Raw genomic sequence first — 25,726 nt, forward strand, 5'->3', positions numbered from 1 at the left:
TGAGAGTAGGTCATCGTCAAGATTAAATTCCAGAACCCCTCATCGCTCACGCGGTGAGGGGTTTTGTCTTTGTGGCGTTTGCAAAAGACCCACGACGCTCGCCAGCCATCTCTGCGTTCAACTTGTGTGTGGCAATCCAGTGCGCTTGCCCTTATGGTTTGGCCTCAGGTTTCACTCGTTAACGTCAAGGAAGCAAGCATGCCCGTTACAACCTCGCTGAGCGCTGGCTTCATGGTGGTTCATGGCAACCGCCTGGATGAGCTGCGCAGTCTGGTTGTTTCCTGGATGAGGCGTTATCCGCTGGCACCACTGGAGAACGAGATTGCGCTGGTACAGAGCAACGGCATCGCCCAGTGGCTGAAGCTGGCTCTGGCCGAAGATGCGCAGGACGAAGACCTCGGCGGATGCGGTATCGCTGCAGCCATCGACGTCCAGTTACCCGGCAGTTTCATGTGGAAGCTCTACCGGACAGTCCTCGGTCGAGATGAAATCCCCGAGACATCCCTGCTCGACAAAGGCCCGCTGACCTGGCGCCTGATGCGTCTGTTGCCCGAACTCATCAATCAGCCTCACTTCGAACCCTTGCAGCGCTTTCTGACGGCCGACACTGATCTGCGCAAGCGCTATCAATTGTCTGAGCGTCTGTCTGACTTATTTGACCAATATCAGGTGTATCGCGCCGACTGGCTGGAAGACTGGGCGGCCGGACGTCATCAGCTGCGCAACGTGAGAGGTGAGCCCAAGCCGCTGACCGCTTCCAACTGCTGGCAGGCGGAGTTGTGGCGAGCGCTGCTGCATGACGTCGGGGCAGAAGGCATGGCGCAAAGCCGTGCAGGCGTGCATCAGCGTTTCATCGAGCGCATCAGCACGCTGACTGAAGCCCCCGCCGGACTGCCCGCACGTGTCATCGTATTCGGTATTTCGTCACTGCCCGCGCAGGCGCTCGAAGCGCTCGCCGGACTGGCCCGTTTCAGTCAGGTTCTGCTCTGCGTCCACAACCCATGCCGCCATCACTGGGCCGATATCGTTGCCGACAAGGACCTGTTGCGTCATCAGTACAAGCGTCAGGCTCGTAAGACCGGCATGCCAATGGTGCTCGACCCCGAGGCCCTCCACCAGCACGCGCATCCCTTGCTCGCGGCATGGGGCAAGCAGGGTCGCGACTACATCAACCTGCTCGACAGCCATGACGACCCGCGTAGCTATCGTGCCTCGTTCAAGGACGAGCGCATCGACCTGTTCAGCGAAAGCGAACCCAGGAACATACTCAATCAGTTGCAGGATGACATCCTTGAGCTGCGTCCTCTGGATGAAACGCGGGAGCTCTGGCCCGCCGTAGACGCTTTGAAGGATCGCTCCATCCGCTTTCATGTCGCCCACAGCGCGCAACGGGAAGTCGAAGTGCTGCATGATCAGCTCCTGGCCCGTTTCAGTCGTGATCCCGAGTTGCGTCCGCGTGATGTGATCGTCATGGTTCCGGACATCGACAGCTACGCGCCGCACATTCGCGCTGTCTTCGGCCAGATAGAGCGCGATGATCGTCGCTTCATTCCTTTCACGCTGGCAGACCAGGGGCAACGTGGCCGCGAGCCTTTGCTGATCGCTGTTGAACACCTGCTGAAACTGCCCGACAGCCGCTTTCCGGTCAGCGAAATTCTTGACCTGCTCGACGTCCCGGCGCTGCGCGCGCGCTTCCGGATTCAGGAGCGTGACCTGCCGACCCTGCATCGCTGGATCGAAGGCGCAGGCATCCGCTGGGGGCTGAACGCACCTCAACGTGCAGGGCTGGGTTTGCCGGATGCGCTGGAGCAGAACAGCTGGCACTTCGGCCTGCGCCGCATGTTGCTCGGCTATGCAGTCGGTGCCGGTGCTGCCTACGAAGGTATTGAGCCTTACGATGAAATCGGAGGGCTGGACGCCGCGTTGATCGGTCCGCTGGTGGCCCTGATCGATGCGTTGGAGGCCGCTCATGGCGAACTCTCGAAACCGGCCACCCCGACGCAATGGGGGACTCGCCTGCAAGCTGTGCTGCAGCTCTTCTTTGCCGCCGACAGCGAGCACGACGATTACCTGCTCGCCCAACTCGAAAGCCTGCGCGAGAACTGGCTGGAGACCTGCGAAACCGTCGGCCTCATAGACGAGCTGCCTTTGACGGTCGTTCGCGAAGCCTGGCTGGCCGGGCTCGACCAGGGTCGGCTGTCCCAGCGCTTTCTGGCAGGCTCGGTCAACTTCTGCACGCTGATGCCCATGCGCGCGATTCCGTTCAAAGTGGTCTGTCTGCTGGGCATGAACGATGGTGATTACCCGCGCGCACAGCCGCCGCTGGACTTCGACCTGATGGGCAGTGACTACCGCCCCGGCGACCGTTCGCGACGTGAAGACGACCGCTATCTCCTGCTGGAGGCGCTGCTATCCGCTAGGGATCAGCTTTACATCAGTTGGGTCGGCCGCAGCATTCGTGACAACAGTGATCGGCCCGCATCGGTGCTGATCGGTCAACTGCGTGATCATCTGGCCAGCGGCTGGAAGCTGGCCGGTGAGCCAGATACAACCGGCAAGCTCGATGAGGGAGAACGGCTGCTGAAAGCGTTGACGCTGGAACATCCGTTGCAACCTTTCAGCGCCCATTATTTTCATGAAGGCACCGGCTATTTCAGCTTCGCCCGCGAATGGCGATTACTGCACGAGACGGGGCTCGAGATGCCTGTATCACCGGGGCTAACGCCTCATGAGCAGGAAGAGCCGTTGACCATTGCCCAACTGCAGGACTTTCTGCGCAACCCCGTGAAGCACTTTTTCAGTCAACGTCTGAAGATCTACTTCGAAGTGGCCGAAGCCCCGCTGGCCGATGAAGAACCCTTCGTGCTCGACGCGCTGGAGCGTTACGGGCTCAGCGACAGTCTGCTCAACGCCGCCATGGCGCAGCCGGATGACATCGACAACGCCCTCCAGGCACAGGCGCTCAAGTTGCAGGCCAGCGGTCTGCTGCCACTGGCAGGTTTCGGCATCTGCATGCAGCAGGAGTTGATCGAGCCGCTGCCCGATGTACTCAGGCGTTATCAGGACCTGTTGACGCTATGGCCCGAGCCGCTAAGCAGTGCGTTGCCAATCAGCTTCAGCCATGGCGGTGTGAGCATCGACGGCTGGTTGGGCGGGCTGCACCGCAATGCGCGAGGCGAGTTGTTGCTGGTTACGGCGATTCCCAACAGCATCGGCTCGAAGAAAACCCGCAAGTGGCATCGGCTGATCCGGCCGTGGGTCAATCATCTGGTGGCGTGTGCCTGTGAGCTGCCATTGAGCACCGCACTGGTGGCCAGCGATGAAACCCTTATGCTGGCTCCATTGGAAAAGGATGCCGCTGTCACAACCCTCAATCACCTGTTGATGGCCTGGCTGCGCGGTATGCAGCAGCCGTTGCCGGTGGCCGTGAAAACTGCATTCGCCTGGCTGGGACAACCCTTGGACAAAGCCGAGGCCGCCGCTCGCAAAGCCTATGAAGGCGACGGCCAGACCACCGATGGCGAGCGTCGGGAGAGCACGGCGCTGGCCCGCCAGTACCCGGACTTTGATGCCTTGATGGACAGCGAAGAATTCGTCGGCTGGTGCGAAACACTGTACAAGCCGATCTACGACGCCTCATGGCAATCGCTCTCCAGCCCGGAGGCCAGTGCATGAACGACATGACACTTCCACTGGCCCTGCGTTTCCCGTTGCGCGGCAGTCAACTGATCGAAGCCAGCGCCGGCACCGGCAAGACCTTCACCATCTCGGCGCTGTACCTGCGCCTGGTGCTGGGGCACGGTGACGAATCGTCAGGTTTCGGCCGCGAACTGCTGCCGCCACAAATACTGGTGGTGACCTTCACCGATGCCGCGACGAAAGAACTGCGCGACCGGATCCGTACCCGACTCGCCGAGGCTGCGCGATTCTTCCGTGACGAAATCGACGCGCCCGATGATCTGATTGCTGAGCTGCGTGAGCAATTCAGCGCCGAGCTCTGGCCGAGTTGCGCCAACCGCCTGGATATCGCCGCACAGTGGATGGACGAGGCTGCGGTCTCGACGATCCACAGTTGGTGTCAGCGCATGTTGCGCGAGCACGCCTTCGACAGTGGCAGTCTGTTCACCCAGACCCTGGAAACCGATCACAGCGATCTGCTCGGCGAAGTGCTGCGCGACTACTGGCGTCGGTTCTGCTATCCCATGAGCGGCGACGCGCTGACCTGGGTGCGCGAGAACTGGAGCGGTCCTGCGGCGCTGTTGCCCCGCGTGCGCGGCCTGTTCGGACGTGAGCGCAACATCGGCACGCAGGAGCCTGCCGAGTTGATCGCCGCGTCCCTTTTGGAGCGGCGCGAAGCGGTGGCCGCACTGAAGGCACCCTGGACCGTCTGGACCGCTGAACTGCAGGCGATCTGTATGGACGGCGTGGCCCGCAAGATTGTCGATGGCCGCAAGATGCAGGAGCGCTACTTCAGGCCCTGGTTCGAAAAACTGGCCGCCTGGGCCGCTGACGAAGCGGTGGAGGCGCTGGACCTGGGCACCGGTTTCACCCGACTGACGCCCGACGGTATCGCCGAGGCCTGGAAAAGCGACGCGCCTTCGCACCCGGCCTTCGAGGCAATGCTCGAACTCAAGGCGGCGCTCGATGGCCTGCCGAAGCCTGACGCCGCCGTGTTGCAACACGCTGCGCAATGGGTCAGCGCGCGTTTTGAAGAAGAGAAGCGTCGCCGTGCGGAAATGGGCTTCGACGACATGCTGCTCCGGCTCGACAGCGCCCTGCACAGCGCAGGCGGCGAGCGGCTGGCGACCCTGATCCGCGAACAGTTTCCCGTCGCACTGATCGACGAGTTTCAGGACACCGACCCGGTGCAGTACCGCATCTTCGAGAGCATCTATCGTCTCGAAGACAACGACGAGCAGACCGGCCTGTTTCTGATTGGCGACCCCAAGCAGGCGATCTACGCGTTCCGGGGTGCCGATATCTACACCTACCTGCGTGCGCGTCAGGCGACGTCGGGCCGCTGGCACACGCTGGACACCAACTACCGCTCCAGCCACGCGATGGTCGAGTCGGTCAACCATGTGTTCGAACGCGCCGAGTTGCGTGCGGAAGGGCGCGGGGCGTTTCTGTTTCGAGAAGGCGAAAACAATCCCGTGCCGTTCTCCAGAGCACTGGCCCAAGGCCGCAAGGAGACGCTGCAGGTGGACGGCGCAGCGCTCGCGGCATTGACGGTCTGGCATCTGGAAAGCGATCAACCGGTATCCGGCGTCACTTATCGTCAACAACTGGCGGCCAGTTGCGCGAGTGAAATCGTGCGACTGCTCAATGCCGGTCAGCAAGGTCTCGCCGGGTTTGCCGCGCCAGACAAGGTGCTGCGTGGCCTGCGTCCCGCCGACATTGCGATTCTTGTGCGTGACGGCAAGGAAGCACAGGCCGTGCGCAACGAGCTTTCGGCGCGGGGCGTGCGCAGCGTTTATCTGTCGGACAAGGACTCGGTGTTCGCCGCGCAGGAAGCCCACGATCTGCTGTCGTGGCTCAAGGCCTGTGCCGAACCCGATTCGGAGCGCACGTTGCGGGCTGCGCTGGCCTGCATCACCCTCGATCTGCCGCTGGCCGAGCTGGAACGCCTGAATCAGGACGAATTGGCCTGGGAGCGGCGCGTCATGCAGTTCCGTGGCTATCGCGCCATCTGGCGCACCCAGGGCGTGCTGCCGATGCTGCGTCGCCTGCTGCATGACTTCGCCTTGCCACAGACCCTCATGACCCGCACCGATGGCGAGCGCGTGCTGACCAATCTGTTGCACCTGTCCGAACTGCTGCAACAGGCCGCTGCCGAGCTCGATGGCGAACAGGCCCTGATTCGTCACCTTGGCGATCATCTGGCGCTGTCCGGGCAGGCGGGCGAAGAGCAGATCCTGCGGCTGGAAAGCGACGAGCAACTGGTCAAGGTCGTGACCATTCACAAGTCCAAGGGCTTGCAGTATCCGCTGGTGTTCCTGCCGTTCATCTGTTCTTCCAAGCCTGTGGATGGCAGTCGCCTGCCGCTGCAATTTCATGATGCCGAGGGCAACGCGCAGATCAGTCTGCAGCCCACCGAAGCGTTGATTCAGCAGTCGGACGACGAGCGCCTGGCCGAAGACCTGCGTCTGCTCTACGTCGCCCTGACCCGTTCGGAACACGCCTGCTGGCTGGGCGTCGCCGACCTCAAACGCGGCAACGCCAACAGCTCAATGCTGCACCGTTCGGCGCTGGGCTATCTGCTGGGTGGCGGTGCGGTGCTCGCCGAGTCGGCTGATCTGAAAGTCTGGCTGCGGGATCTGCATGCGGGCTGCGAGGCCATTGCGCTGCAGCCGGTGCCCGAGCCGACCACAGACAGCTTCAGCGCGCCGCGCAATGAAGCTTCGCTGCTCAAGCCGCTGGTGCCCAAACGGCGTGCTGCCGAAAACTGGTGGATCGCCTCGTACAGCGCGTTGCGCATCGGCGATACGATCACCGCCGGTGCCGACCAGTCTCCGGACAGCCCGCAGGCGCAGAAACTGTTCGATGATGAACGTCTGGACCCCGAAGCGCCTCGCGACGTGCCGGCCAGCGGCGGCGACATCCATCGCTTTCCTCGCGGCCCTAACCCCGGCACCTTTCTGCACGGTCTGTTGGAATGGGCGGGCAACGAGGGGTTTGCGCAGACCGCCAACGACCCTGAGAGACTTGAAGATGCCGTCGCCCGACGTTGTAACCGTCGCGGCTGGGAAGGCTGGATCAACACCCTGCGTGACTGGCTGCAGCATGTGCTGAACATGCCGTTGCGCCTGTCGCCGGATGCCACGCCGGTAGCGCTGGGCGAACTGGATCAACCCAATCAATATCGCGTCGAGATGGAGTTCTGGTTCGCCAGCAATCAGGTCGACGTCAGGCAGATGGATGCCCTCGTGCGCCGTTTCACTCACGACAACGCGCCACGCGCGGCCACCGAAACCGTCTCGCTCAACGGCATGTTCAAAGGCTTCATCGACCTGACGTTCGAGCATGAAGGGCGCTATTACGTGGCCGACTACAAGTCCAACTGGCTGGGAGCGGACGAGACCGCCTATACCGAGCTGGCGATGGAAGCCTCGATTCTCGACAACCGCTATGACCTGCAATACGTGCTCTATCTGCTGGCCTTGCACCGACAGCTCAAGGCGCGGCTGGCCGATTACGACTATGACCAGCACATGGGCGGCGCGCTGTACCTGTTCCTGCGCGGCGCCCATGCGTCCACTCAGGGCGCTTATTTCACCCGGCCGCCGCGCGAGCTGATTGAAAGCCTGGACCTGCTGTTTCAGGGCAAACCGTTACCGCAGGAATTATCAGGAGCCTTCGCATGAGTCGCTCGTTCGAAGAGCTGTTGCCCACTGCGCTGAATGACGTCAGCCTCGCAGACCTGAGCCCGCTGACCCGCGTTCAGGATCTGCTGATCCTGCTGGAACGCTGGGTCGAGCGTGGCTGGTTGCGCGCACTGGACCGCGCCTTCGTGGCGTTCCTCAGTGACCTCGATCCCCAAGCCGATCCGCTGGTGCTGGTCGCAGCCGCGCTGACCAGCCATCAACTGGGGCACGGCCACGTGTGTCTCGACCTTTACGAAACGTTGAAAGAACCCGATTTCGCCCTGTCGCTGCCGCCGGAAGGGGACCTGCAAAGCACACCGATGCTGTTGCCTTCGCAGTTGCTAGCGGCGCTGGACGGTGCTGCGTGGTGCCAGGCGCTGGCGGACAGCTCTCTGGTGGCTCGGGCAGGAGACTCCAGCGTTGAGGCGCTGCAGAAGCCCTTGGTGCTGTCGGATCGACGCCTGTACCTGCGCCGCTACTGGACTTACGAGCGTCGGATCGCGGCGGCATTGCGTCAGCGTCTGGCGCAGGACGAAGCGCCTCCGTCAGATCTGGCGCAGCGTCTCGACACCTTGTTCGGCGCGGCCAACCCTGCGCCGGATGCAGTCATCGACTGGCAGAAACTGGCCTGCGCACTGGCCACACGTCGGGCGTTCAGCATCATCACCGGCGGACCGGGCACCGGTAAGACCACCACCGTGGTGCGCCTGCTCGCACTGCTGCAAGCGCCTGCGGTGCAGAGCGGCCAGCCGCTGCGCATTCGTCTCGCGGCACCGACCGGCAAGGCCGCTGCGCGACTCACCGAATCCATCAGCCAACAGGTGCAGAGTCTGGATGTCAGCGCCGAGGTGCGGCAGAAGATTCCGGCCGAAGTCACCACGGTTCACCGTTTGCTGGGCAGTCGTCCCGGTACGCGGCACTTCCGTCATCACGCAGGCAACCCGCTGCCGCTGGACGTGCTGGTGGTCGATGAAGCATCGATGATCGACCTGGAAATGATGGCCAACCTGCTTGACGCCTTGCCGCCACATGCGCGCATGGTCCTGCTGGGCGACAAGGATCAACTCGCCTCCGTCGAGGCGGGTGCTGTGCTGGGCGACCTGTGTCGCGACGCTGAAGAAGGTTTCTACAGCCCTGAAACCCAGGCTTGGCTGGAAGCTGTCAGCGGCGAGCAACTGGACAAGGGCGGTCTGCGCCAGGGCGATGCGCAACAGCACCCGCTGGCGCAACAAGTGGTGATGCTGCGTCACTCGCGCCGTTTCGGGCAGGGCAGCGGCATCGGGCAATTGGCGCGACTGGTCAACCAACAACAGGACCAACAGGCGCGGGCGCTGCTGGCGGCAGGCAGTCACAGTGACGTTTTCGCACTGGCGCTGAAAGGCGAGCAGGACCTCAAGTTCGAACGGCTCGTGCTCGACGGTCTCGGCAAAGGCGAGCAGGGACCGCAAGGCTATCGGCATTACCTGAACGTGTTGGCCAATGAACGCCCGGCACAAGGTTCGACCCTCGACGACCCATGCTGGACGCTGTGGGCACGCTCCGTTCTGGAAGCCTTCGATTCGTTTCAACTGCTCTGCGCGGTCCGCAAAGGTCCGTGGGGCGTTGAGGGGTTGAACCAGCGCATTACTCACGCGCTGTTCAACGCCAACCTGATCGAAAGCGAGCAGCAGTGGTACGAAGGTCGCCCCGTACTCATGACCCACAATGACTACGGCCTTGGCCTGATGAACGGCGACATCGGCATCACCCTTCGCCTGCCGGAACGTGAAGGCGAAGACAAACAGGTCCTGCGCGTGGCGTTCCCGCGCAACGATGGCAGCGGCGGCGTGCGCTTCGTCCTGCCGAGCCGACTCAACGAAGTCGAAACCGTCTACGCCATGACCGTCCACAAATCCCAGGGCTCCGAATTCGCCCACACCGCGCTGATCCTCCCGGAAGCCCTGAACCCGGTGCTGACCAAGGAACTGATCTACACCGGCATCACCCGCGCCAAACACTGGTTCAGCCTGATCGAGCCACGCCAGGGCGTGTTCGAAGAAGCGCTGCGGCGCAAGGTGAAGCGGCTGAGCGGATTGATGCTGGGGCTTTGATGCTGGCTCATGGTGTAGCGCCGAACCTGCGGGATGCACGCTTTTTTGTAGGAGGCGCCACCACGTCTTCGACGTTGCGCGACGGCGGTCTCAAAGCGTCGTTCATCACGACTCACGCCCGACAGCACGCTTATTGCTTGGTATGTCTCTCCAGCCTGTCAGGCTCAACCGAGATGAATCCAATGAGCAAACCCTTGGTTCAGTGGTCGATCAACCCACGCAGAACGGCGGTCATCGTCGTTGACATGCAAAAGGTCTTTTGTGAGCCCACAGGTGCGCTGTACGTAAAAAATACCGCTGCCATTGTCCAGCCCATCCAGCGGCTGCTGGACGCCGCGCGCGCGGGTGGGTTGATGGTGGTTTATCTGCGCCACATCGTGCGCGGTGATGGTTCGGACACCGGACGTATGCGCGATTTATACCCCAACGTGGACCAGATCCTCGCGCGGCACGACCCGGACGTTGAGGTTATCGAAGCGCTCGCGCCTCAATCGGGTGATGTGATTATCGACAAGCTGTTCTACAGCGGTTTCCACAACACCGACCTGGACACCGTGCTGCGTGCGCGGGATGTGGACACCATCATCGTCTGCGGTACGGTCACCAACGTGTGTTGCGAAACCACCATCAGGGACGGCGTGCACCGCGAGTACAAGGTCATCGCCCTGAGCGACGCGAATGCTGCGATGGACTACCCGGATGTTGGGTTCGGCGCTGTTTCGGCTGAAGAGGTTCAGCGCATATCGCTGACGACGATTGCCTATGAGTTCGGTGAAGTCACCACGACTGCCGACGTCATTCAGCGTATCGAAAGTGTTTAGAGAGCGTAGATAAGAGCGTGCTCAATTCTGGCCCGTTTTTCGTCATTGCGCCTTCAAACCATGCACTCCGTTTCAGACCATTTGATCCGGTCCGAGTGCATGAAAAGCTAACGTTTTGTATGCGTCATGAATTTCTCCAGTGGCATGGTTTCTGCTCTCGCCTCGTTGGCCTTCACCCCTGAAGGCGAGCCTTTTCCGAAACCTGTCAGCGAGAGGAATCAGCCACATGACTCTGCACTATGTGCCCATCGTTAACCTGGCCCCGTATTTTTCAGGAGAACCGGACGGCAAGGCAGCCGTGGCGCAGGCAGTCAATCAGGCGTGCAAGGACATCGGTTTTCTGGTGATAACCGAACACCAGATTCCCAACGAGCTGATAGACAGGGTCTCGCGTCTGACCCGGCAGTTCTTCGATTTGCCACTGGCCGAGAAGCGCAAGGTTGACCGACCCAGTCCGGAGATGGTGCGTGGCTACAGCGCGATTGCCGAGGAGAGCCTGTCGTATTCGCTGGAAGAAAGTGCACCGGGCGACCTCAAGGAGTCTTTTTCCATTGGGCCGAGCAACGTGCCGGATGAGGATTACTACCACAACGCCGAAGCGGGTTCGCACTTCGCCCCCAACGTTTGGCCTTCGCAAGAACTGCTGCCTGGATTCAAAGAGGCTTATCAAGCCTACTTCGACGCCATGAGCGAACTGGCTCAATCATTGATGCGCCTGTTTGCCCTGGCACTGGAACTGGACGAGCACTTTTTCGACGACAGGATTGACCGTCATATCAGCATGTTCCGCAGCCTCAGTTACCCCGACATCAAGACCGAAGTCGAGGCAGGGCAATTACGGGCCAGCGCGCATACCGACTACGGCAGCCTGACCATCGTTCGTCCCGACAACGCACTGGGCGGTCTGCAAGTGCGCAATAAAAAAGGCGAGTGGGTCGATGTGCCGTATGTCGAGAATGGTTTTGTCGTCAACATTGGCGACCTGATGATGCAGTGGACCAACGACCAGTGGATTTCCACGCTGCATCGAGTGGTCAACCCGCCGATGACCAGCGAGCACGACAACCGGCGTCAGTCACTGGTGTTCTTTCATCAGCCCAACTACGACACCTTGATCGAGTGTCTGCCCGGCTGCCTGCCGTCTGACGCCACGCCTCGGCATGCGCCGGTCACATCGGGCGATCACTTGCTGTCCAAATTCGTCAAACAGACCACCTTTGGCGGCAGTAAGGTGGCCTGACATGAACTCACTGTCTTACGTCAACGTGTTCGCCCAGGACATCATTCGCCTGAGCACTTTCTACTCGGAGCTGTTCGGCTTCCCCGAAATCGAAGCAATCAGATCGCCGATCTTCCGCGGACTGGACACGGGCAAGTCCTGCATCGGTTTCAATGCACTTGATGCCTATGAACTGCTGGGCCTCAACGAGTTCGCGGGCAGCACCGGATGCAAGTTCCTGCTCAACATCGATGTGTCGGAACAAGCCGAAGTAGACCGGCTGGTGCCGCTGGCGGTAGAGCAGGGCGCCACGTTGATAAAAGCGCCGTATCTGACGTATTACAACTGGTATCAGGCCGTGCTGTTGGACCCGGAGCGGAATGTTTTCAGGATCAACTTTATGCTTTGAAACGTTGTTGTCTCAGGTCAAAAGGGCGGCTGGCTCAACAAGGCCTACATGCCGCCCTCATCGTGAGCGGCGAATGGTCTTCAGTCCTTGAAACAGGGGGTCGCTGTCTCCCCCAACAACAACCCCCGGTTCATCTCCGTCACTTCCCTCACGTAATCCCACAACACCGTAATCCGCTTCAGCTTCCTCAAATCCTCCCGGCAGTACATCCAGAACTGCCGAACGATCTCTACTTCATCCTCCAGCACCGGCACCAGCCGTGGATCCTGTGACGCCAGAAAGCACGGCAGGATTGCCAGGGCGCGGCCTTGCAGGGCGGCGGTGTATTGGGCGATGACGCTGGTGCTGCGCAGTTGCGCCTGGGCGTTGGGTAGCAGGTTGCTGAGATAGAGCAGTTCGGAGCTGAAGGCCAGGTCGTCGACGTAGCTGATGAACGGGTGCTGGCTCAGGTCTTCCTTGCGCTGGATCGGCGGGTGGTTGTCCAGATAGTCCTGGGTGGCGTACAGGCGCAGGCTGTAGTCGCAGAGTTTGCAGCACACGTATGGCCCGTGTTCGGGGCGTTCGAGGGCGATGACGATGTCGGCTTCGCGTTTGGACAGGCTGATGAAGTGCGGCAGCGGCAGGATGTCGACCGAGATGCTGGGGTAGGCGTCGAGGAAGTGGCTCAGTTGCGGCGTGATGAAGAAGCTGCCGAAGCCTTCGGTGCAGCCGATGCGGATGTGCCCGGACAGCGCCACGCTTGAGCCGGACACCTGTTCGCAGGCCAGGTGCAGTGTGCTTTCGATGGACTCGGCGTAACCCAGCAGGCGCTGACCTTCGGCGGTCATGATGAAGCCGTTGTTGCGGGACTTTTCGAACAGCAGTGTGCCGAGCGAGTTTTCCAGCGAGGTGATGCGTCGCGACACGGTGGTGTAGTCCACCGCCAGACGTTTTGCGGCGCTGCTGACTTTGCGGGTGCGTGCCACTTCAAGGAAAAACTTCAGGTCATCCCAGTTCAACAGCCCCAGGGATGTGATGTTTTTTTGCATGTTGAGCCTGCTTTTATGTGCGTTCTTGTTAGAAGTTTGCACATCTATACTCCAAAGCACGCCCTCTGACCATCCAACAACAACGCTGTCAGGGAAACCGTGACGGCTGGGCATCGAGTGCCCGGCAGGTCCGGTGTGCCTGAAGGGAGAACGGTTGAAATGAACGCCTCACTGAACAAGAACAATACGGCCGTAGCTCGCGTGAAACTGCTGATCGACGGCGAATGGGTCGATTCGCAAAGCAACGAGTGGCAGGACATCGTCAACCCGGCGACGCAAGAAGTGCTCGCGCAAGTGCCGTTCGCCACGGCGACTGAAGTGAACGCGGCCGTGGCTGCTGCGCACAAGGCGTATCGCACCTGGCGGGAGACGCCGATCGGTGCCCGCATGCGCATCATGCTCAGGTTGCAGGCGCTGATCCGCGAGCACTCCAAACGTATCGCAGCAGTGCTCAGTGCCGAGCAGGGCAAGACCCTTGCCGATGCCGAGGGCGATATCTTTCGTGGCCTGGAAGTCGTCGAGCATGCCTGTTCGATCGGCACGCTGCAGATGGGCGAATTTGCCGAAAACGTGGCCGGTGGTGTCGATACCTACACGCTGCGCCAGCCCATTGGCGTCTGTGCCGGGATCACGCCGTTCAACTTTCCTGCGATGATCCCGTTGTGGATGTTCCCGATGGCCATCGCCTGCGGCAACACCTTCGTGCTCAAGCCTTCCGAGCAGGATCCGCTGTCGACCCTGCTGCTCGTCGAACTGGCGGTCGAGGCGGGCATTCCGGCCGGTGTGCTCAATGTGGTGCACGGCGGCAAGGAGGTCGTTGACGCGATCTGCACGCATCCGGACATCAAGGCCATTTCCTTCGTCGGCTCGACGGCCGTTGGCACCCATGTGTATGACCTTGCAGGTCGGCATGGCAAGCGCGTGCAGGCGATGATGGGGGCCAAGAACCACGCGGTGGTGCTGCCCGACGCCAACCGCGAGCAGACCCTCAATGCGCTGGTGGGCGCAGGTTTTGGTGCGGCCGGGCAGCGTTGCATGGCGACCTCGGTGGTGGTGCTGGTGGGCGCCTCGAAACAGTGGCTGCCGGACCTCAAGGCGCTGGCGCAGAAGCTCAAGGTCAATGCCGGTCATGAGCCGGGCACCGACATCGGTCCCGTTATCTCCCGCCGTGCCCGGCAGCGCATTGTCGATCTGATTGAAAGCGGCGTACGTGAGGGCGCGACGCTCGAGCTGGACGGCCGGGACATTTCAGTACCGGGCTATGAGGGTGGCAACTTCGTCGGACCGACGCTTTTTTCCGGCGTCACCACCGACATGCAGATCTACACCCAGGAAATCTTCGGTCCGGTGCTGGTGGTGATCGAGGTGAATACCCTGGATGAAGCCATCGCATTGGTGAACGCCAATCCCTTTGGTAATGGCACCGGCCTGTTCACCCAGAGCGGTGCGGCGGCGCGCAAGTTTCAGAGTGAAATCGACGTCGGCCAGGTAGGCATCAACATCCCGATTCCGGTCCCGGTGCCGTTTTTCAGCTTCACCGGTTCACGGGGCTCCAAGCTGGGCGATCTGGGGCCGTACGGCAAACAGGTGGTGCAGTTCTACACTCAGACCAAGACTGTCACCAGTCGCTGGTTCGATGACGACAGCGTGAATGACGGCGTGAACACCACGATCAATCTGCGCTGAGCCCAGGCTGTGCCGCGAAGGAGAATAACAATGAACATCGCATTCATCGGTCTGGGCAATATGGGCGCGCCCATGGCCCGCAATCTGATCAAGGCCGGGCACTCGCTGCAGCTGTTTGATCTGAACAAGGCCGTGCTGGCCGAATTTGCTGAACTGGGCGCGCAGATCAGCGATTCGCCCAGGCAGGCGGCCCAGGGCAGCGCACTGGTCATCACCATGCTGCCAGCAGCAGCCCATGTGCGCAGTGTGTACCTTAAAGATGACGGCGTGCTGAAAGGCATCGCCCCCGGCACACCTGCTGTTGATTGCAGCACCATCGATCCGCAGACCATCCGCGACATTGCCGCTGTCGCTGCGCAGCAAGGCGTTGTGCTCGGTGACGCGCCGGTTTCGGGCGGCACGGGTGGCGCGCAGGCGGGCACGCTGACGTTCATGGTGGGTGGCTCGCCCGAGCACTTCGCAACGCTCAAGCCAGTGCTGGAACAGATGGGCCGAAATATCGTGCATTGCGGTGAAGTCGGAACCGGTCAGATCGCCAAGATCTGCAACAACATGCTGCTGGCGATTTCGATGATCGGTGTGTCGGAATCGATGGCGCTGGGCAATGCGCTGGGCATCGATACGCAGGTGCTGGCCAATATCATCAACACCTCGACCGGCCGTTGCTGGAGTTCGGAAGCCTACAACCCTTGGCCGGGCGTGGTCGAAACCGCTCCGGCATCGCGAGGGTACACCGGCGGCTTCGGGGCCGAACTGATGCTCAAGGACCTGGGGCTGGCAACCGAGGCGGCGAGGTCGGTGCAGCAGCCGGTGGTTCTCGGTGCGGTGGCGCATCAGCTGTATCAGTCCATGAGTTTGCGGGGCGAGGGCGGGAAAGACTTCTCGGCGATCATTGAGGGGTATCGCAGGAAAAGCTGAGGGACTTGTCACATCTTGTCCAACCTTCCTGAATGCAGATGCATACGATTCTCTTTTACTTGTGAATCGTAAGGAAGCTTCATGCATTCTCCTCTTCGTTTGCGGCCTGTGGCTGTGATGGTCAATGTCGCGCTGGCCTGTCTGGCATCGGGTCAGGTTTATGCGGCCGAGCCGGTCATCGAGTCGGCGAATGTGTTGTCGCTCGACGACGTGGTGGTGACCGCCGCCGGTTTCGAGCAGAACCTGGAGGATGCACCGGCCTCAATGACGGTCATTACCGGTGACGAGCTGCGCAAGCGCTCGTTCCGCGACCTGACCGATGCCGTACGCGATGTCGAGGGTGTGACCGTCAATGGCGGGGCGAACGAAACCGACATCTCTATTCGCGGCATGCCCGCCGACTACACGCTGATTCTGGTCGACGGCAAACGCCAGAGCGCCCGTGAATCGCGGGTCAACGGCAACAGTGGTTACGAACAGAGCTTTATCCCGCCCGCCGAAGCCATTGAGCGCATCGAAGTTGTGCGTGGGCCGATGTCATCGCTGTATGGCTCAGACGCGATTGGCGGGGTGATCAACATCATCACGCGTAAGGTCACGCCCGAGTGGGGCGGTTCGATCACCTACGATTATTCGGCGCGACAGCACAGCGATCAGGGCAATGCGCGACAGACACAATTCTTCCTCGGTGGCCCGCTCAAGACCGACCTGCTGGGTCTGCAGGTCTGGGGACGTTATCTGGATCGTCAGGCGGACGATGATATCGAGCAGACCAACGGCTTCAGCAAGGCTGACCATCGCGACATGACCGCGCGGCTGTCGATCACACCGACGGTTGACCACGACATCCTGCTGGAAGCCGGGGCGACGCGCCTGAGGAACGGCGATGGCCTGAGCGCCAACTGGGCGACGCGCGAGCAGGAAAACAATCGCGATCACTGGTCGATTTCTCACCAGGGTCGCTGGGGTTGGGCGACGTCGGATGTATCGCTGGCGCACGAGAAGTCCAGCCGTGAAGGCAAGGCCAGCGCAGCCCAGACCGACGTGCTCGGCCGCAAGCCGACGGTCGAGAACACCGTGTTGGATGCCAAGCTGGTGATGCCGACCGAACGCAATATCACCACCACCGGCCTGCAGTGGAACGACACCACCGTAACGGACTGGAATCAGGGCCTGGGTGACCGCAAGGATTATGAATTCTCAGTGGTGCAGAAAGCGCTGTTTGCCGAAAATGAGTGGTCGGTGACTGACACGTTCGCGCTGACCACCGGCCTGCGCATGGACCATCACGAAGAATACGGCGTGCATTTCAGCCCGCGCATTTATGGCGTGTGGCGCGCGACGGACGACTGGACGTTCAAGGGCGGCGTGGCCCGTGGTTTCAAGGCCCCTGAAGTGCGCGCCGTGGTGCCGGGTTATTCGTACCTGCGCCGCAACACGTTCGTGATGTTCGGTAACCCGGACCTCAAGCCCGAGACCAGCACCAACTACGAGCTGTCGGCGTTGTGGTCCAACCGCAATGACCTGTCGGCCGGGGCGACGGTGTTCTACAACGATTTCCAGGACAAGCTCTCGACCGTCACCACCACCGAGCGCTGGAACGGCTTCATCGTGATGGACCGTGTCAACGTCGACAAGGCGGTGATCAAGGGCATCGAGCTGAACGGTCGTTGGGACATCACCCCGGACGTGGCGCTCAAGGGTAATTACACCTACACCGATTCGGAACAGAAAAGCGGCGCCAATGCCGGTGCGCCGCTGGCCCTGACGCCTGAACGCAAGGCCAACCTGCGCGCTGAATGGAACGTCAACGACCGCACACAGCTGTGGACGGCGACCAACTACTACGGCAAGGAATACGGCAACACCGTCAACGACGAACCGTCGCCTGCCTACACCACGGCAGATCTGGGCGGCTCGTATGAACTGACCAAAAACGTGTCGTTCAATGCTGCGCTGTACAACATCACCGACAAGCGTCTGGATGACGAAACGTACGGCACCGTGAATTACGGTCGGACACTGTGGGCGAGTACGACGGTACGGTTCTGATGTCGGGAATAGTGTCGCGTCATCACTAAGCACTGATCGTGCCCACGCTCCGCGCTCATCGTTATACACAAGTCCGGAAGAGGCGCAAAACCGGGCCAAAAACGAAAGTGACTGACTGAATGCATACCCCGTGGGAGGCGGCTTGCCGGCGATGGCGCCAGTTCAGTCNCGATGTGGCGCTTCGGAAAGCGCATCGCCGGCAAGCCGCCTCCCACGGTCCGGTGTTTGCTGCGCGACAGCGCTACGTCGAAGACGTGGTGGCNAGTCCGTGGTTGCAGCAAGACTTGTGTATAACGATGAGCGCTCCGCGTGGGCATGCCTCCCGTGACGCTCCGCGTCACAAATGGCACAGATTGCGGGATCAATGAGCCGAGCGCATTACGCTCTGCGTCCCATGCGCGGTGATTAGCCTTCGGGCAATCTCACGACAGCGCACAGCCCGGAGGGCGGGTGGTTTTCCAGGGTGAGTTCGCCGCCGTGGGCCTGGATGCAGGAGCGGGCGATGGCCAGCCCCAGGCCCAGTCCGCCGCCCTGTGCAGTGTCTGCGCCGCTCTGACTCAACTGCACGAACGGTTCGAACACGTGCGTCAGCCAGGCCTGTTCGATACCCGGTCCATGGTCCAGAACTTCCAGACGAATATGCCCGTCGGGCTCGGTCCACACGCTGACGCTGGCATCGCCCGCATGCTTGAGGGCGTTGTCGATCAGGTTGGTCAGCGCACGCTTGAGCGCCAGCGGTCTGCAACGAAACCGGATCTCATCCTGACCGTCCCAGCGAATCGGCTGGCCCATGCTGGTGTAACGTTTGGCCAGGTCATCCAGAAGGCCGGTCAGCGAAATGTCGACCATCGCTTCCTGCACTGCATCGCCGCGCACGAAGTTCAGGGTTTCGCGCACCATCGCCCGCAACTCGTCGAGGCTTTCCAGCATGTCGTCGCGCTCGGGTCCTTCCTCAAGCAATTCCATCTGCAGGCGCAATTCGGTGATCGGCGTGTTCAGGTCATGACTGATGGCGGCGAGCAAGCGCGTGCGGCCTTCGACATGCCGGGCGATGCGCTCCTGCATCACATTGAATGCGGTGGTCAGGTCGCGGGCTTCCTGCGGGCCGGTCATGGGCAGCGGCGGTATCCATTCGCCCCGACTGACACGCTCGGTCGCCTGCGCCAGACTTTTGATCGGCTGCACGATCCGGCGCATGAAAAACACCACGATCAAGAGCACGGGAATGGTCGTCACCGGCAGCGTATAGGCGAGCATGCGCCCCCATTCATAACCCCCGGCCGGATGCTGGATGGCATTCAACTGCGAGCCGTTGAGCAGGTCGATGCTGGTGCGCAACCGTAAGGGTGCCCAACCGGCCGCGACGAACACGTGCTCACGGGCGGGACCGCCGCTGATGCGTTCGAGCTGCATGCCGATGGTGGTTTCGTCGGGCAGGGTCAGGCGCTTTCTCAGGTCGGCGACCAGCCGATGTTCTTCGGCGCGCATGTCCAGTGTATTTGCGATGGGATATCGGGACACCCACAGCTCCGAGTCCGGCGTCTGCATGGCGCTCAACAGGCGCGATGCATCATCGGCGGACAGACCCTGGGCGGCGTGGTACGCGGTGATCAGCCGTTCAATGGCCAGCGTGCGTGACAACGGGTGAATCAAGGCGCCGGTGCGTTGCAGGTACAGCATGGCGATGGCATTGGACGCCAGCAGCGCAAGCAGCAACAACACGCCCAGTTGCTGGGTCATGCGTTTCGGCCAAAGGCATTTCACCCACTTCATGCGTCGAGCACAGTCACGTCAGCGGCCAGCAGATAACCGTCGCCCCAGATGGTGCGCAGCAGCTCGGGTTCGAGCGGATTGTCGTCGAGCTTGCGACGCAGGCGGCTGATCTGCCGGTCAATGGCGCGGTCGTAGACTTCGCTGCCGGGCCGCGCCGTCAGGTCGATCAGGCGTTGCCGGCCGAGAATGATGTTGGGGTGGTTGAGCAGCACACCCAGCAAGCGGCTCTCCACGGTACTGAGCCTGACAGTCGAGCCGTCACGTCGTACCAGCGTCCCGGTGCTGGCGGCAAAGCGCAGGCCTGCAAACGCGTAGTGCCGATGCAGCGTGGCGGTTTCTTCGGGTGTAACGACTGTAGTTTCAGGGCGCGCCGGTCCGCATCTGCGCAGCACGCTGTTGATCCGCGCGACCAGCTCGCGAGGCTCGAAAGGCTTGGTGATGTAATCGTCTGCGCCGATGTCCAGGCCGCGCACCCGATCGGCCGGAGTGTCTCGGGCGGTGAGCAGAATCACCGGAATGTTCTCGCGCCGATGCAGGCGGTTGCACAGATCAAAGCCGTCGCCGTCCGGCAGCATCACGTCCAGCACCACCACGTCGAAGCTTTGCTGCTTGAGCAGTTGCCACATGCCCGCCGCGTCTTCGGCCGTGCGCACCTCGAACAGATGACGTCGCAGGTACACCGCGAGCGGGTCGCGGATCTTGCGATGATCATCCACCACCAGAACGCGTGGGGCCGGGCGAGATGAAGTTGACGCGCACATCATGATGTTCCTGCGGCACGGGCTGGAGAGGATTTGTGGATGATTCTCATTGGTGGGCGCGATCTTATCCCATTCACTGCGCGGGTGCTGGATGACATGCGTTTGGTCTTTTGCACTAGGTAAACGCGTCAGGACCCGCTACTTTGATCGGGTTCGACCACCGCAAGGATGCAGGTATGCCTTGGGGAGGTAGTGCAGCGCCATCGCCCTCCATGTGGGCAGTGGGTATCAAACGTCCCGGATTCAGGAAGAAGAGACTGCTCATGAAGTTCGAACCCCTCGCCAGATCGCTGATTGCGACGGCACTGTTTGTTGCGTATTCCCCCACTTTCGCTGCGTCACAGGCACCGGTCGCCGCTGAGAACGGCATGGTCGTGACGGCCCAGCACCTGGCCACTCACGTCGGCGTCGATGTACTCAAGGATGGCGGCAACGCTGTCGATGCTGCGGTTGCAGTCGGTTACGCGCTGGCGGTGGTGTATCCCGCAGCCGGTAACCTGGGCGGCGGCGGTTTCATGACCGTCCAGCTGGCCGATGGCCGCAAGACCTTTATCGACTTCCGCGAAAAGGCTCCTCTGGCCGCTACCGCCAACATGTACCTGGACAAGGACGGTAATGTCATTCCGGACCTGAGCGCCAAGGGCCATCTGGCCGTCGGCGTGCCCGGCACCGTGTCAGGCATGGAGCTGGCGCTGAGCAAATACGGCACACGCAAGCGCGAAGATGTGATTGCGCCGGCGATCAAGCTGGCTGAAGACGGATTCATCCTGCGCCAGGGCGACATCGACATGCTGCACACCGCGACCGACGTGTTCAAGGCGGACATGGCCGATTCCGGTTCCATCTTCCTCAACAAGGGCGAGCCACTGCAGGTCGGCCAGAAACTGGTCCAGAAAGACCTGGCCAAGACCCTGCGCGAAGTGTCCGAGAAGGGCAGCGATGGTTTCTACAAAGGCTGGGTCGCCAAGGCGCTGGTCGACTCCAGCCAGGCGGGCAAGGGCATCATCACCCAGGCCGACCTCGATCATTACAAGACCCGTGAACTGGCGCCCATCGAATGCGACTACCGGGGCTATCACGTGGTGTCGGCGCCGCCACCGAGCTCCGGCGGTGTGGTCATCTGCCAGATCCTGAATATCCTGCAAGGCTACCCGATGAAAGAGCTGGGTTTCCGCTCGGCGCAGGGCACGCACTATCAGATCGAAGCCATGCGCCACGCCTACGTGGATCGCAACAGCTATCTGGGCGACCCGGATTTCGTCAAAAACCCCATCGAGCACCTGCTGGACCCTGCCTACGCCGACAAGCTGCGTGCCGCCATCGATCCGAACAAGGCCGGTGATTCGAACAAGATCAAGCCGGGCGTCGCGCCGCATGAAGGCAGCAACACCACGCACTACTCGATTGTCGACAAGTGGGGCAACGCGGTCTCGGTGACCTACACCCTGAACAACTGGTTCGGTGCAGGCGTCATGGCCAGCAAGACCGGTGTCATCCTCAACGACGAGATGGACGACTTCACCGTCAAGCCGGGCGTGCCGAACATGTACGGTCTGGTGCAGGGCGAAGCCAATGCCATCGCGCCGGGCAAGACGCCGCTGTCGTCGATGAGCCCGACCATCGTCACCAAGGATGGCAAGACCGTGATGGTCGTCGGCACGCCAGGCGGCAGCCGTATCATCACTGCAACGCTGCTGACCATGCTCAACGTGATCGACTACGGCATGAATATTCAGGAAGCGGTCGATGCGCCACGTTTCCACCAGCAATGGCAGCCGGATACGACCAACCTGGACACCTTCGCGGTCAGCCCGGATACGTTGAAGATCCTCGAGAGCTGGGGCCACAAGTTTGCAGGTCCACAGCCGATGAACCACGTGGCAGCGATTCTGGTGGGCGCTCCGTCGCTGGACGGCAAACCGGTCGGCAACAACCGCTTCTATGGCGCCAATGACCCGCGTCGTAATACGGGGTTGTCGTTGGGGTATTGATCCCGGAAGTATCGCGGCGAGCTGGTGGCTGTGTCTGTACACCTGACACACCGCTTGCTTCCCGCAATCACCGGACCGTGGGAGGCGACTTGCCGGCGATGCAGTCGGCGAGGTAGGTCAGGAAAATCGCGTCATCGTTCATCGCGGGCAAGCCCCCTCCCACAGTCCCGCGTTTGCTGCGCGACAGCGCAAGGTTGAATCCTTGGTGGCGCCTCCCACAGGATCCGCATATCTCTGGTGATCAACCACGCACCCACCGCTGACGGCTCCAGCCGCTCAGCGCATCCACGGCAAACACCAGTACCAGCATCGCGAGGATGACGGTGCTGGCCTGGGCTTCCTGGAACAGGCTGAGGCTGACATAGAGCATCTGTCCCAGGCCACCCGCGCCGACGAAACCCAGAATGCTTGCCATGCGAATGTTGTTCTCCCAGCGATACAGAGTGTACGCCAGCAGTTGCGGCCAGAGATTGGGCAGCGTGCCGTAGCAGAACGCTTGCCATGCGCTGCCGCCCTGCAGACGAATCGCAGCGGCGGGTTCCGGGGCGGTGTTTTCCAGCGCTTCGGCGAACAAGCGACCCAGCACGCCTGTGGTATGCAGTGCCAGTGCCAAGGTGCCCGCGTTGGGTCCAAGCCCTGCGGCCAACACCATCAGCACCGCCCACACCAGTTCCGGAATGGCCCGCAACGCATTGAGCAGCAGACGGCTCAGGCTGCGCAGCGGCCAGCCCAGGCGACCGGCAGCAGGTAGGGCCAGCAATAATCCACCGATCACCGACAGCAGTGTGCCGAGCGCCGACATCGCCAGGGTTTCCAGTGCGCCCTTGCCGATGGCCTGCAAGTGACCGGCGCTCAGGTCCGGGCTCATGAAGCGCAAGGCGTAGCGGCCCATCTGCGTCAGGCTTTCAGGGCTGCTCAGGCCGAACAGGTCCATGCCCAGATAAACGAACGAGCCGATCACTGCCGCAATGATCGCGATCAACAACAGCCAGTTGCCAGCCCGCCTCATGCGAACCTCCCGCGCAGCAGACGGCTCAACTGATCGGCGAGCAGCACCAGCACCAGAAAGGTCAGCAGCATGCTCGCCACTTCGGCACCGGCGAACATGCGCATCGACAGATCGATCTGTTGGCCCAGTCCGCCTGCGCCGACGAAGCCCATCACCACCGATGCGCGGACCGCGCATTCCCAGCGATAGACCGTGTACGACGTCAGTTCGGCAGCGGCATTGGGCAGGATGCCGTACACAAGCGCGGCTAATCGTCCGCTGCCCGCCTGCATCAGAGCGTGGGCCGGGCGTTGATCAACGGACTCGAAGATCTCGGCGTAAACCTTGCCCAGCATGCCTGCGTAGGTAATGGCGATGGCCAGCACACCCGCTGTCGGACCCAGCCCGACGGCGCGCACGAACAGCAGCGCCCAGACAATTTCCGGCACGCTGCGCAGGAAAATCAACAGACCGCGCGCAGGCCAGCGCAAGCACTGACCGAGCCAGCCGGGCTGTCCTGCACGAGAGGCGGCCGACAAGGACAGCGCCGAGCTCGCCAGCAGGCTTGCCGGTATGGCCAGCAGCAGCGCCAGAGCCATGCCCGCCGTGGCAATCGCCAGCGTCTGCAGGGTGGCGTCGATCAGCAGCGTCAGAAACTCGGGGTCATGGGCGGGCGGCCAGAAGCCGGCGACAAAACTGCCCATGGTTCGGGCATTTTCCGCTTTAAGTAAAACGGTGGGATCAAGCTCAGCCAGGCGAATGCCCGGCCAGAGCAGCGCGACCGCCAGCAGCGCCAGTAACAGACGCGGTATGGCGGCCGGGTCGCGTCGATCACGACTCAGCATCGCGGCGTCCAGGGCGCAGTGGCAGGTGTTTCGGTGATGGCCGGTGTGCTCAACTGTTCGTTGGCGTACAGCGTATCGAGGTGTTCCCGGCTGACGTCGCTGGCGTTCAGGTCGAAATGAATCTGCCCGTCCCGTACACCGATGATGCGCGGAAAATGCGCCAAGGCCAGCTCAACGGCATGCAGACTGGCGACCAGCGTCACGCCGTGTTCGATGGCGTGCTGACACAGCAGCGCCAGAGTGTGGTCCGCCAGACGCGGGTCCATCGCCGAGACCGGCTCGTCCGCCAGCATCACTTCCGGGGCCTGATACAGGGCGCGGGCGATGCCGACCCGTTGCAGTTGCCCGCCGGACAGCTGCTGGCAACGCACGAACAGCTTGTCCGCCAGATCCAGCCGCGCCAGCACGTTGCGCGCGCCCGGCACGTCGAGTGGGTGCAGCAGGTTCAGCAAGGACTTGCCCAATCCCCATTCACCGAGCTTGCCAGCCAGCACGGCTGTCACCACGCGCTGACGCGGCGGCAGAGGCGGGGCCTGATGGATCAGCGCAATACGACGGCGCAGTTGCTGGCGCTGCCGACTGGAAAGCTGCCAGGGACTGGTTCCCAGAATTTCCAGTTGCCCCGCGCTGGGCGGCAGGGCGCTGGCCAGCAGGTTGAGCAGCGTGGTCTTGCCCGCCCCGGACGGACCGATGATCGCCACCCGCTCGCCCTGCGCGATGCTCAGTTCCAGGCCCCGCAGCGCGAGCGTACCGTTGCTGTGGCGCAGGTCTATCCCGGACAGGCGCAGCGTCATTTCAGCAGGTCGGCAGCGCGGGCAGCCTCTTCGATGCCCTTGTAGTTTTCCGGCTTGGTCTCGATGAAGCGGCTGGCCGCCTGCAGATCAAGAATCGCTTTCTGCTCCGGGTTGGCCGGGTCCAGGTCCAGGAAGGCCTGTTTGATCTTCGCCGCCAGACCCTTGTCCAGGGTGCCGCGCACGGTCCAGTTGTAATCGAAGTAGGTCGGCGTGGTGGCGAAGACGCGCACCTTGCTGGTGTCAACCTTGCCGTTGGCGACCAGTTTGTCCCACACGCTGGCATTCAACACGCCCGCATCGACCTTGCCCGCCTGAACCCAGGCGGCCGTGGCGTCATGCGCGCCGGAGTAGGCCACGCGGCTGAAGAAGGTTTCCGGCTTGATGTCTTCCTTGAGCATGAAGTAGCGCGGCATCAGGCTGCCGGACGTGGACGACACCGAGCCGAAGGCGAAGGTCTTGCCTTTCAGGTCCGCCAGGCTTTTCACGTTCGGATCGGAGGTGATGAATTTGCTGGTGAACTGGGCGTCCTGCTCACGCTGTACCAAGGGCACGGCGTTGCCGGTCTTGAGGTTGACCTGCACGAAGGTGAAGCCGCCCAGCCAGGCCATGTCCAGACGGTCGGTGGCCAGCGCTTCGACCACCGCGGGGTAATCGGCAACCGGAACGAACTCGACCTTCATGCCCAGTCGCTGCTCCAGGTAGGCACCCAGCGGCTTGAACTTGCGCAGCAGTTCGGTCGGTGCTTCGTCGGGAATGGCCGACACGCGCAGCACATCGGCCGCGTGGCTGGTCAGTGCGGTAAAGGACAGGGCAAGGCCGGCGGCGAGCGCCAGGGTACGCTTGAGCATGAAAGTTCTCCGGTTCAATAGCGGAAAAAACGACAAGGCAAAGCGACTCTGGACAAGCAGGCACGCTTCGATGGATTCAGTACTGGAGCGCGGGATTATAAGAGGCGCGGCGAGAAAGGCCAGTTCGGCAGGCGCATCG

Annotated in this window: 17 protein-coding genes; 10 read left to right on the forward strand and 7 right to left on the reverse strand. The window is 61.9% G+C overall.

The window, feature by feature from the left end:
- Positions 1–198: 198 nt before the first annotated feature.
- The 6 genes from recC (at position 199) to AO065_RS10765 (ending at position 11,903) form a co-directional block, all read left to right on the forward strand.
- A complete protein-coding gene (gene recC, locus AO065_RS10740) occupies positions 199–3,675 on the forward strand; it encodes an exodeoxyribonuclease V subunit gamma (RefSeq protein WP_004887623.1) in 3,477 nt (1,158 codons plus the stop codon).
- Positions 3,672–7,364 carry an exodeoxyribonuclease V subunit beta gene (recB, locus tag AO065_RS10745; protein ID WP_004887622.1) on the forward strand — a complete coding sequence of 1,231 codons (3,693 nt, stop codon included), beginning with the start codon at positions 3,672–3,674 and terminating at the stop codon, positions 7,362–7,364. The genes recC and recB overlap by 4 nt, the downstream gene beginning before the upstream one ends.
- Entirely contained in the window at positions 7,361–9,454 is a 2,094-nt protein-coding gene (recD, locus tag AO065_RS10750; RefSeq protein ID WP_004887621.1) for an exodeoxyribonuclease V subunit alpha, read from the forward strand. Before recB ends, recD begins: the two co-directional genes overlap by 4 nt.
- Positions 9,455–9,636: 182 nt before the next feature.
- Entirely contained in the window at positions 9,637–10,275 is a 639-nt protein-coding gene (locus AO065_RS10755; RefSeq protein ID WP_004887620.1) for a cysteine hydrolase family protein, read from the forward strand.
- A 226-nt stretch (positions 10,276–10,501) separates the two neighbouring features.
- Positions 10,502–11,515, forward strand: coding sequence for an isopenicillin N synthase family dioxygenase (locus tag AO065_RS10760; RefSeq protein WP_004887617.1), 1,014 nt, complete (start codon positions 10,502–10,504; stop codon positions 11,513–11,515).
- Position 11,516: 1 nt separating this feature from the next.
- Positions 11,517–11,903, forward strand: a complete 387-nt coding sequence (locus tag AO065_RS10765) for a VOC family protein (RefSeq protein ID WP_004887615.1) — start codon at positions 11,517–11,519, stop codon at positions 11,901–11,903.
- 80 nt (positions 11,904–11,983) lie between these two features.
- On the opposite strand, the gene AO065_RS10770 is transcribed toward AO065_RS10765, so the two are convergent.
- On the reverse strand, positions 11,984–12,931 hold the full coding sequence (locus tag AO065_RS10770) for a LysR family transcriptional regulator (RefSeq protein ID WP_004887612.1): 948 nt from the start codon (positions 12,929–12,931) through the stop codon (positions 11,984–11,986).
- Between the two features lie 159 nt (positions 12,932–13,090).
- On the opposite strand from AO065_RS10770, the gene AO065_RS10775 reads away from it, so the two are divergent.
- The 3 genes from AO065_RS10775 (at position 13,091) to AO065_RS10785 (ending at position 17,587) form a co-directional block, all read left to right on the forward strand.
- Complete coding sequence (locus AO065_RS10775; protein WP_004887611.1) at positions 13,091–14,617, forward strand: CoA-acylating methylmalonate-semialdehyde dehydrogenase; 1,527 nt, start codon at positions 13,091–13,093, stop codon at positions 14,615–14,617.
- A gap of 30 nt (positions 14,618–14,647) precedes the next feature.
- Positions 14,648–15,535: a 3-hydroxyisobutyrate dehydrogenase gene (gene mmsB / locus AO065_RS10780; RefSeq protein ID WP_004887609.1), complete on the forward strand. Its 888-nt coding sequence runs from the start codon at positions 14,648–14,650 to the stop codon at positions 15,533–15,535.
- A gap of 81 nt (positions 15,536–15,616) precedes the next feature.
- Positions 15,617–17,587, forward strand: a complete 1,971-nt coding sequence (locus tag AO065_RS10785) for a TonB-dependent receptor domain-containing protein (RefSeq protein WP_004887607.1) — start codon at positions 15,617–15,619, stop codon at positions 17,585–17,587.
- Between the two features lie 405 nt (positions 17,588–17,992).
- Here the strand turns inward: AO065_RS10785 and AO065_RS10790 are convergent, their stop codons facing one another.
- Together AO065_RS10790 and AO065_RS10795 are read right to left on the reverse strand one after the other, a co-directional pair.
- Positions 17,993–19,327: an ATP-binding protein gene (locus AO065_RS10790; RefSeq protein WP_004887594.1), complete on the reverse strand. Its 1,335-nt coding sequence runs from the start codon at positions 19,325–19,327 to the stop codon at positions 17,993–17,995.
- A 29-nt stretch (positions 19,328–19,356) separates the two neighbouring features.
- Complete coding sequence (locus AO065_RS10795) at positions 19,357–20,121, reverse strand: response regulator transcription factor (RefSeq protein ID WP_004887592.1); 765 nt, start codon at positions 20,119–20,121, stop codon at positions 19,357–19,359.
- A gap of 263 nt (positions 20,122–20,384) precedes the next feature.
- Here AO065_RS10795 and ggt point away from each other — a divergent pair, with 263 nt between their 5' ends.
- Positions 20,385–22,112, forward strand: a complete 1,728-nt coding sequence (gene ggt, locus AO065_RS10800; RefSeq protein WP_004887590.1) for a gamma-glutamyltransferase — start codon at positions 20,385–20,387, stop codon at positions 22,110–22,112.
- A gap of 241 nt (positions 22,113–22,353) precedes the next feature.
- Here ggt and phnE read toward each other — a convergent pair whose 3' ends face one another.
- The 4 genes from phnE to AO065_RS10820 are packed head-to-tail and all read right to left on the reverse strand — an operon-like array spanning position 22,354 to position 25,587.
- The gene (phnE, locus tag AO065_RS10805; protein WP_004887589.1) at positions 22,354–23,121 is read right to left on the reverse strand and encodes a phosphonate ABC transporter, permease protein PhnE; all 768 of its coding nucleotides are present in this window, start codon (positions 23,119–23,121) and stop codon (positions 22,354–22,356) included.
- Entirely contained in the window at positions 23,118–23,945 is an 828-nt protein-coding gene (locus AO065_RS10810) for a PhnE/PtxC family ABC transporter permease (protein ID WP_004887587.1), read from the reverse strand. Before AO065_RS10810 ends, phnE begins: the two co-directional genes overlap by 4 nt.
- Positions 23,939–24,739, reverse strand: a complete 801-nt coding sequence (locus AO065_RS10815) for a phosphonate ABC transporter ATP-binding protein (RefSeq protein WP_004887586.1) — start codon at positions 24,737–24,739, stop codon at positions 23,939–23,941. Before AO065_RS10815 ends, AO065_RS10810 begins: the two co-directional genes overlap by 7 nt.
- The gene (locus AO065_RS10820) at positions 24,736–25,587 is read right to left on the reverse strand and encodes a putative selenate ABC transporter substrate-binding protein (protein WP_004887584.1); all 852 of its coding nucleotides are present in this window, start codon (positions 25,585–25,587) and stop codon (positions 24,736–24,738) included. The genes AO065_RS10815 and AO065_RS10820 overlap by 4 nt, the downstream gene beginning before the upstream one ends.
- Positions 25,588–25,726: the final 139 nt, after the last annotated feature.

It is taken from the genome of Pseudomonas viridiflava, assembly GCF_001642795.1.
GTDB lineage: Bacteria > Pseudomonadota > Gammaproteobacteria > Pseudomonadales > Pseudomonadaceae > Aquipseudomonas > Aquipseudomonas viridiflava.

What these genes read in the sequence shown, in the direction of transcription:
- AO065_RS10765 (WP_004887615.1), top strand. Translation starts at nt 11,517, where the DNA reads ATGAACTCACTGTCTTACGTCAACGTGTTCGCCCAGGACATCATTCGC.
- mmsB (WP_004887609.1), top strand. Translation starts at nt 14,648, where the DNA reads ATGAACATCGCATTCATCGGTCTGGGCAATATGGGCGCGCCCATGGCC.
- recB (WP_004887622.1), top strand. Translation starts at nt 3,672, where the DNA reads ATGAACGACATGACACTTCCACTGGCCCTGCGTTTCCCGTTGCGCGGC.
- ggt (WP_004887590.1), top strand. Translation starts at nt 20,385, where the DNA reads ATGAAGTTCGAACCCCTCGCCAGATCGCTGATTGCGACGGCACTGTTT.
- AO065_RS10785 (WP_004887607.1), top strand. Translation starts at nt 15,617, where the DNA reads ATGCATTCTCCTCTTCGTTTGCGGCCTGTGGCTGTGATGGTCAATGTC.
- AO065_RS10790 (WP_004887594.1), bottom strand. Translation starts at nt 19,327, where the DNA reads ATGACCCAGCAACTGGGCGTGTTGTTGCTGCTTGCGCTGCTGGCGTCC.
- AO065_RS10795 (WP_004887592.1), bottom strand. Translation starts at nt 20,121, where the DNA reads ATGTGCGCGTCAACTTCATCTCGCCCGGCCCCACGCGTTCTGGTGGTG.
- AO065_RS10775 (WP_004887611.1), top strand. Translation starts at nt 13,091, where the DNA reads ATGAACGCCTCACTGAACAAGAACAATACGGCCGTAGCTCGCGTGAAA.
- AO065_RS10815 (WP_004887586.1), bottom strand. Translation starts at nt 24,739, where the DNA reads ATGACGCTGCGCCTGTCCGGGATAGACCTGCGCCACAGCAACGGTACG.
- AO065_RS10770 (WP_004887612.1), bottom strand. Translation starts at nt 12,931, where the DNA reads ATGCAAAAAAACATCACATCCCTGGGGCTGTTGAACTGGGATGACCTG.
- AO065_RS10760 (WP_004887617.1), top strand. Translation starts at nt 10,502, where the DNA reads ATGACTCTGCACTATGTGCCCATCGTTAACCTGGCCCCGTATTTTTCA.
- recC (WP_004887623.1), top strand. Translation starts at nt 199, where the DNA reads ATGCCCGTTACAACCTCGCTGAGCGCTGGCTTCATGGTGGTTCATGGC.
- AO065_RS10755 (WP_004887620.1), top strand. Translation starts at nt 9,637, where the DNA reads ATGAGCAAACCCTTGGTTCAGTGGTCGATCAACCCACGCAGAACGGCG.
- AO065_RS10810 (WP_004887587.1), bottom strand. Translation starts at nt 23,945, where the DNA reads ATGCTGAGTCGTGATCGACGCGACCCGGCCGCCATACCGCGTCTGTTA.
- AO065_RS10820 (WP_004887584.1), bottom strand. Translation starts at nt 25,587, where the DNA reads ATGCTCAAGCGTACCCTGGCGCTCGCCGCCGGCCTTGCCCTGTCCTTT.
- recD (WP_004887621.1), top strand. Translation starts at nt 7,361, where the DNA reads ATGAGTCGCTCGTTCGAAGAGCTGTTGCCCACTGCGCTGAATGACGTC.
- phnE (WP_004887589.1), bottom strand. Translation starts at nt 23,121, where the DNA reads ATGAGGCGGGCTGGCAACTGGCTGTTGTTGATCGCGATCATTGCGGCA.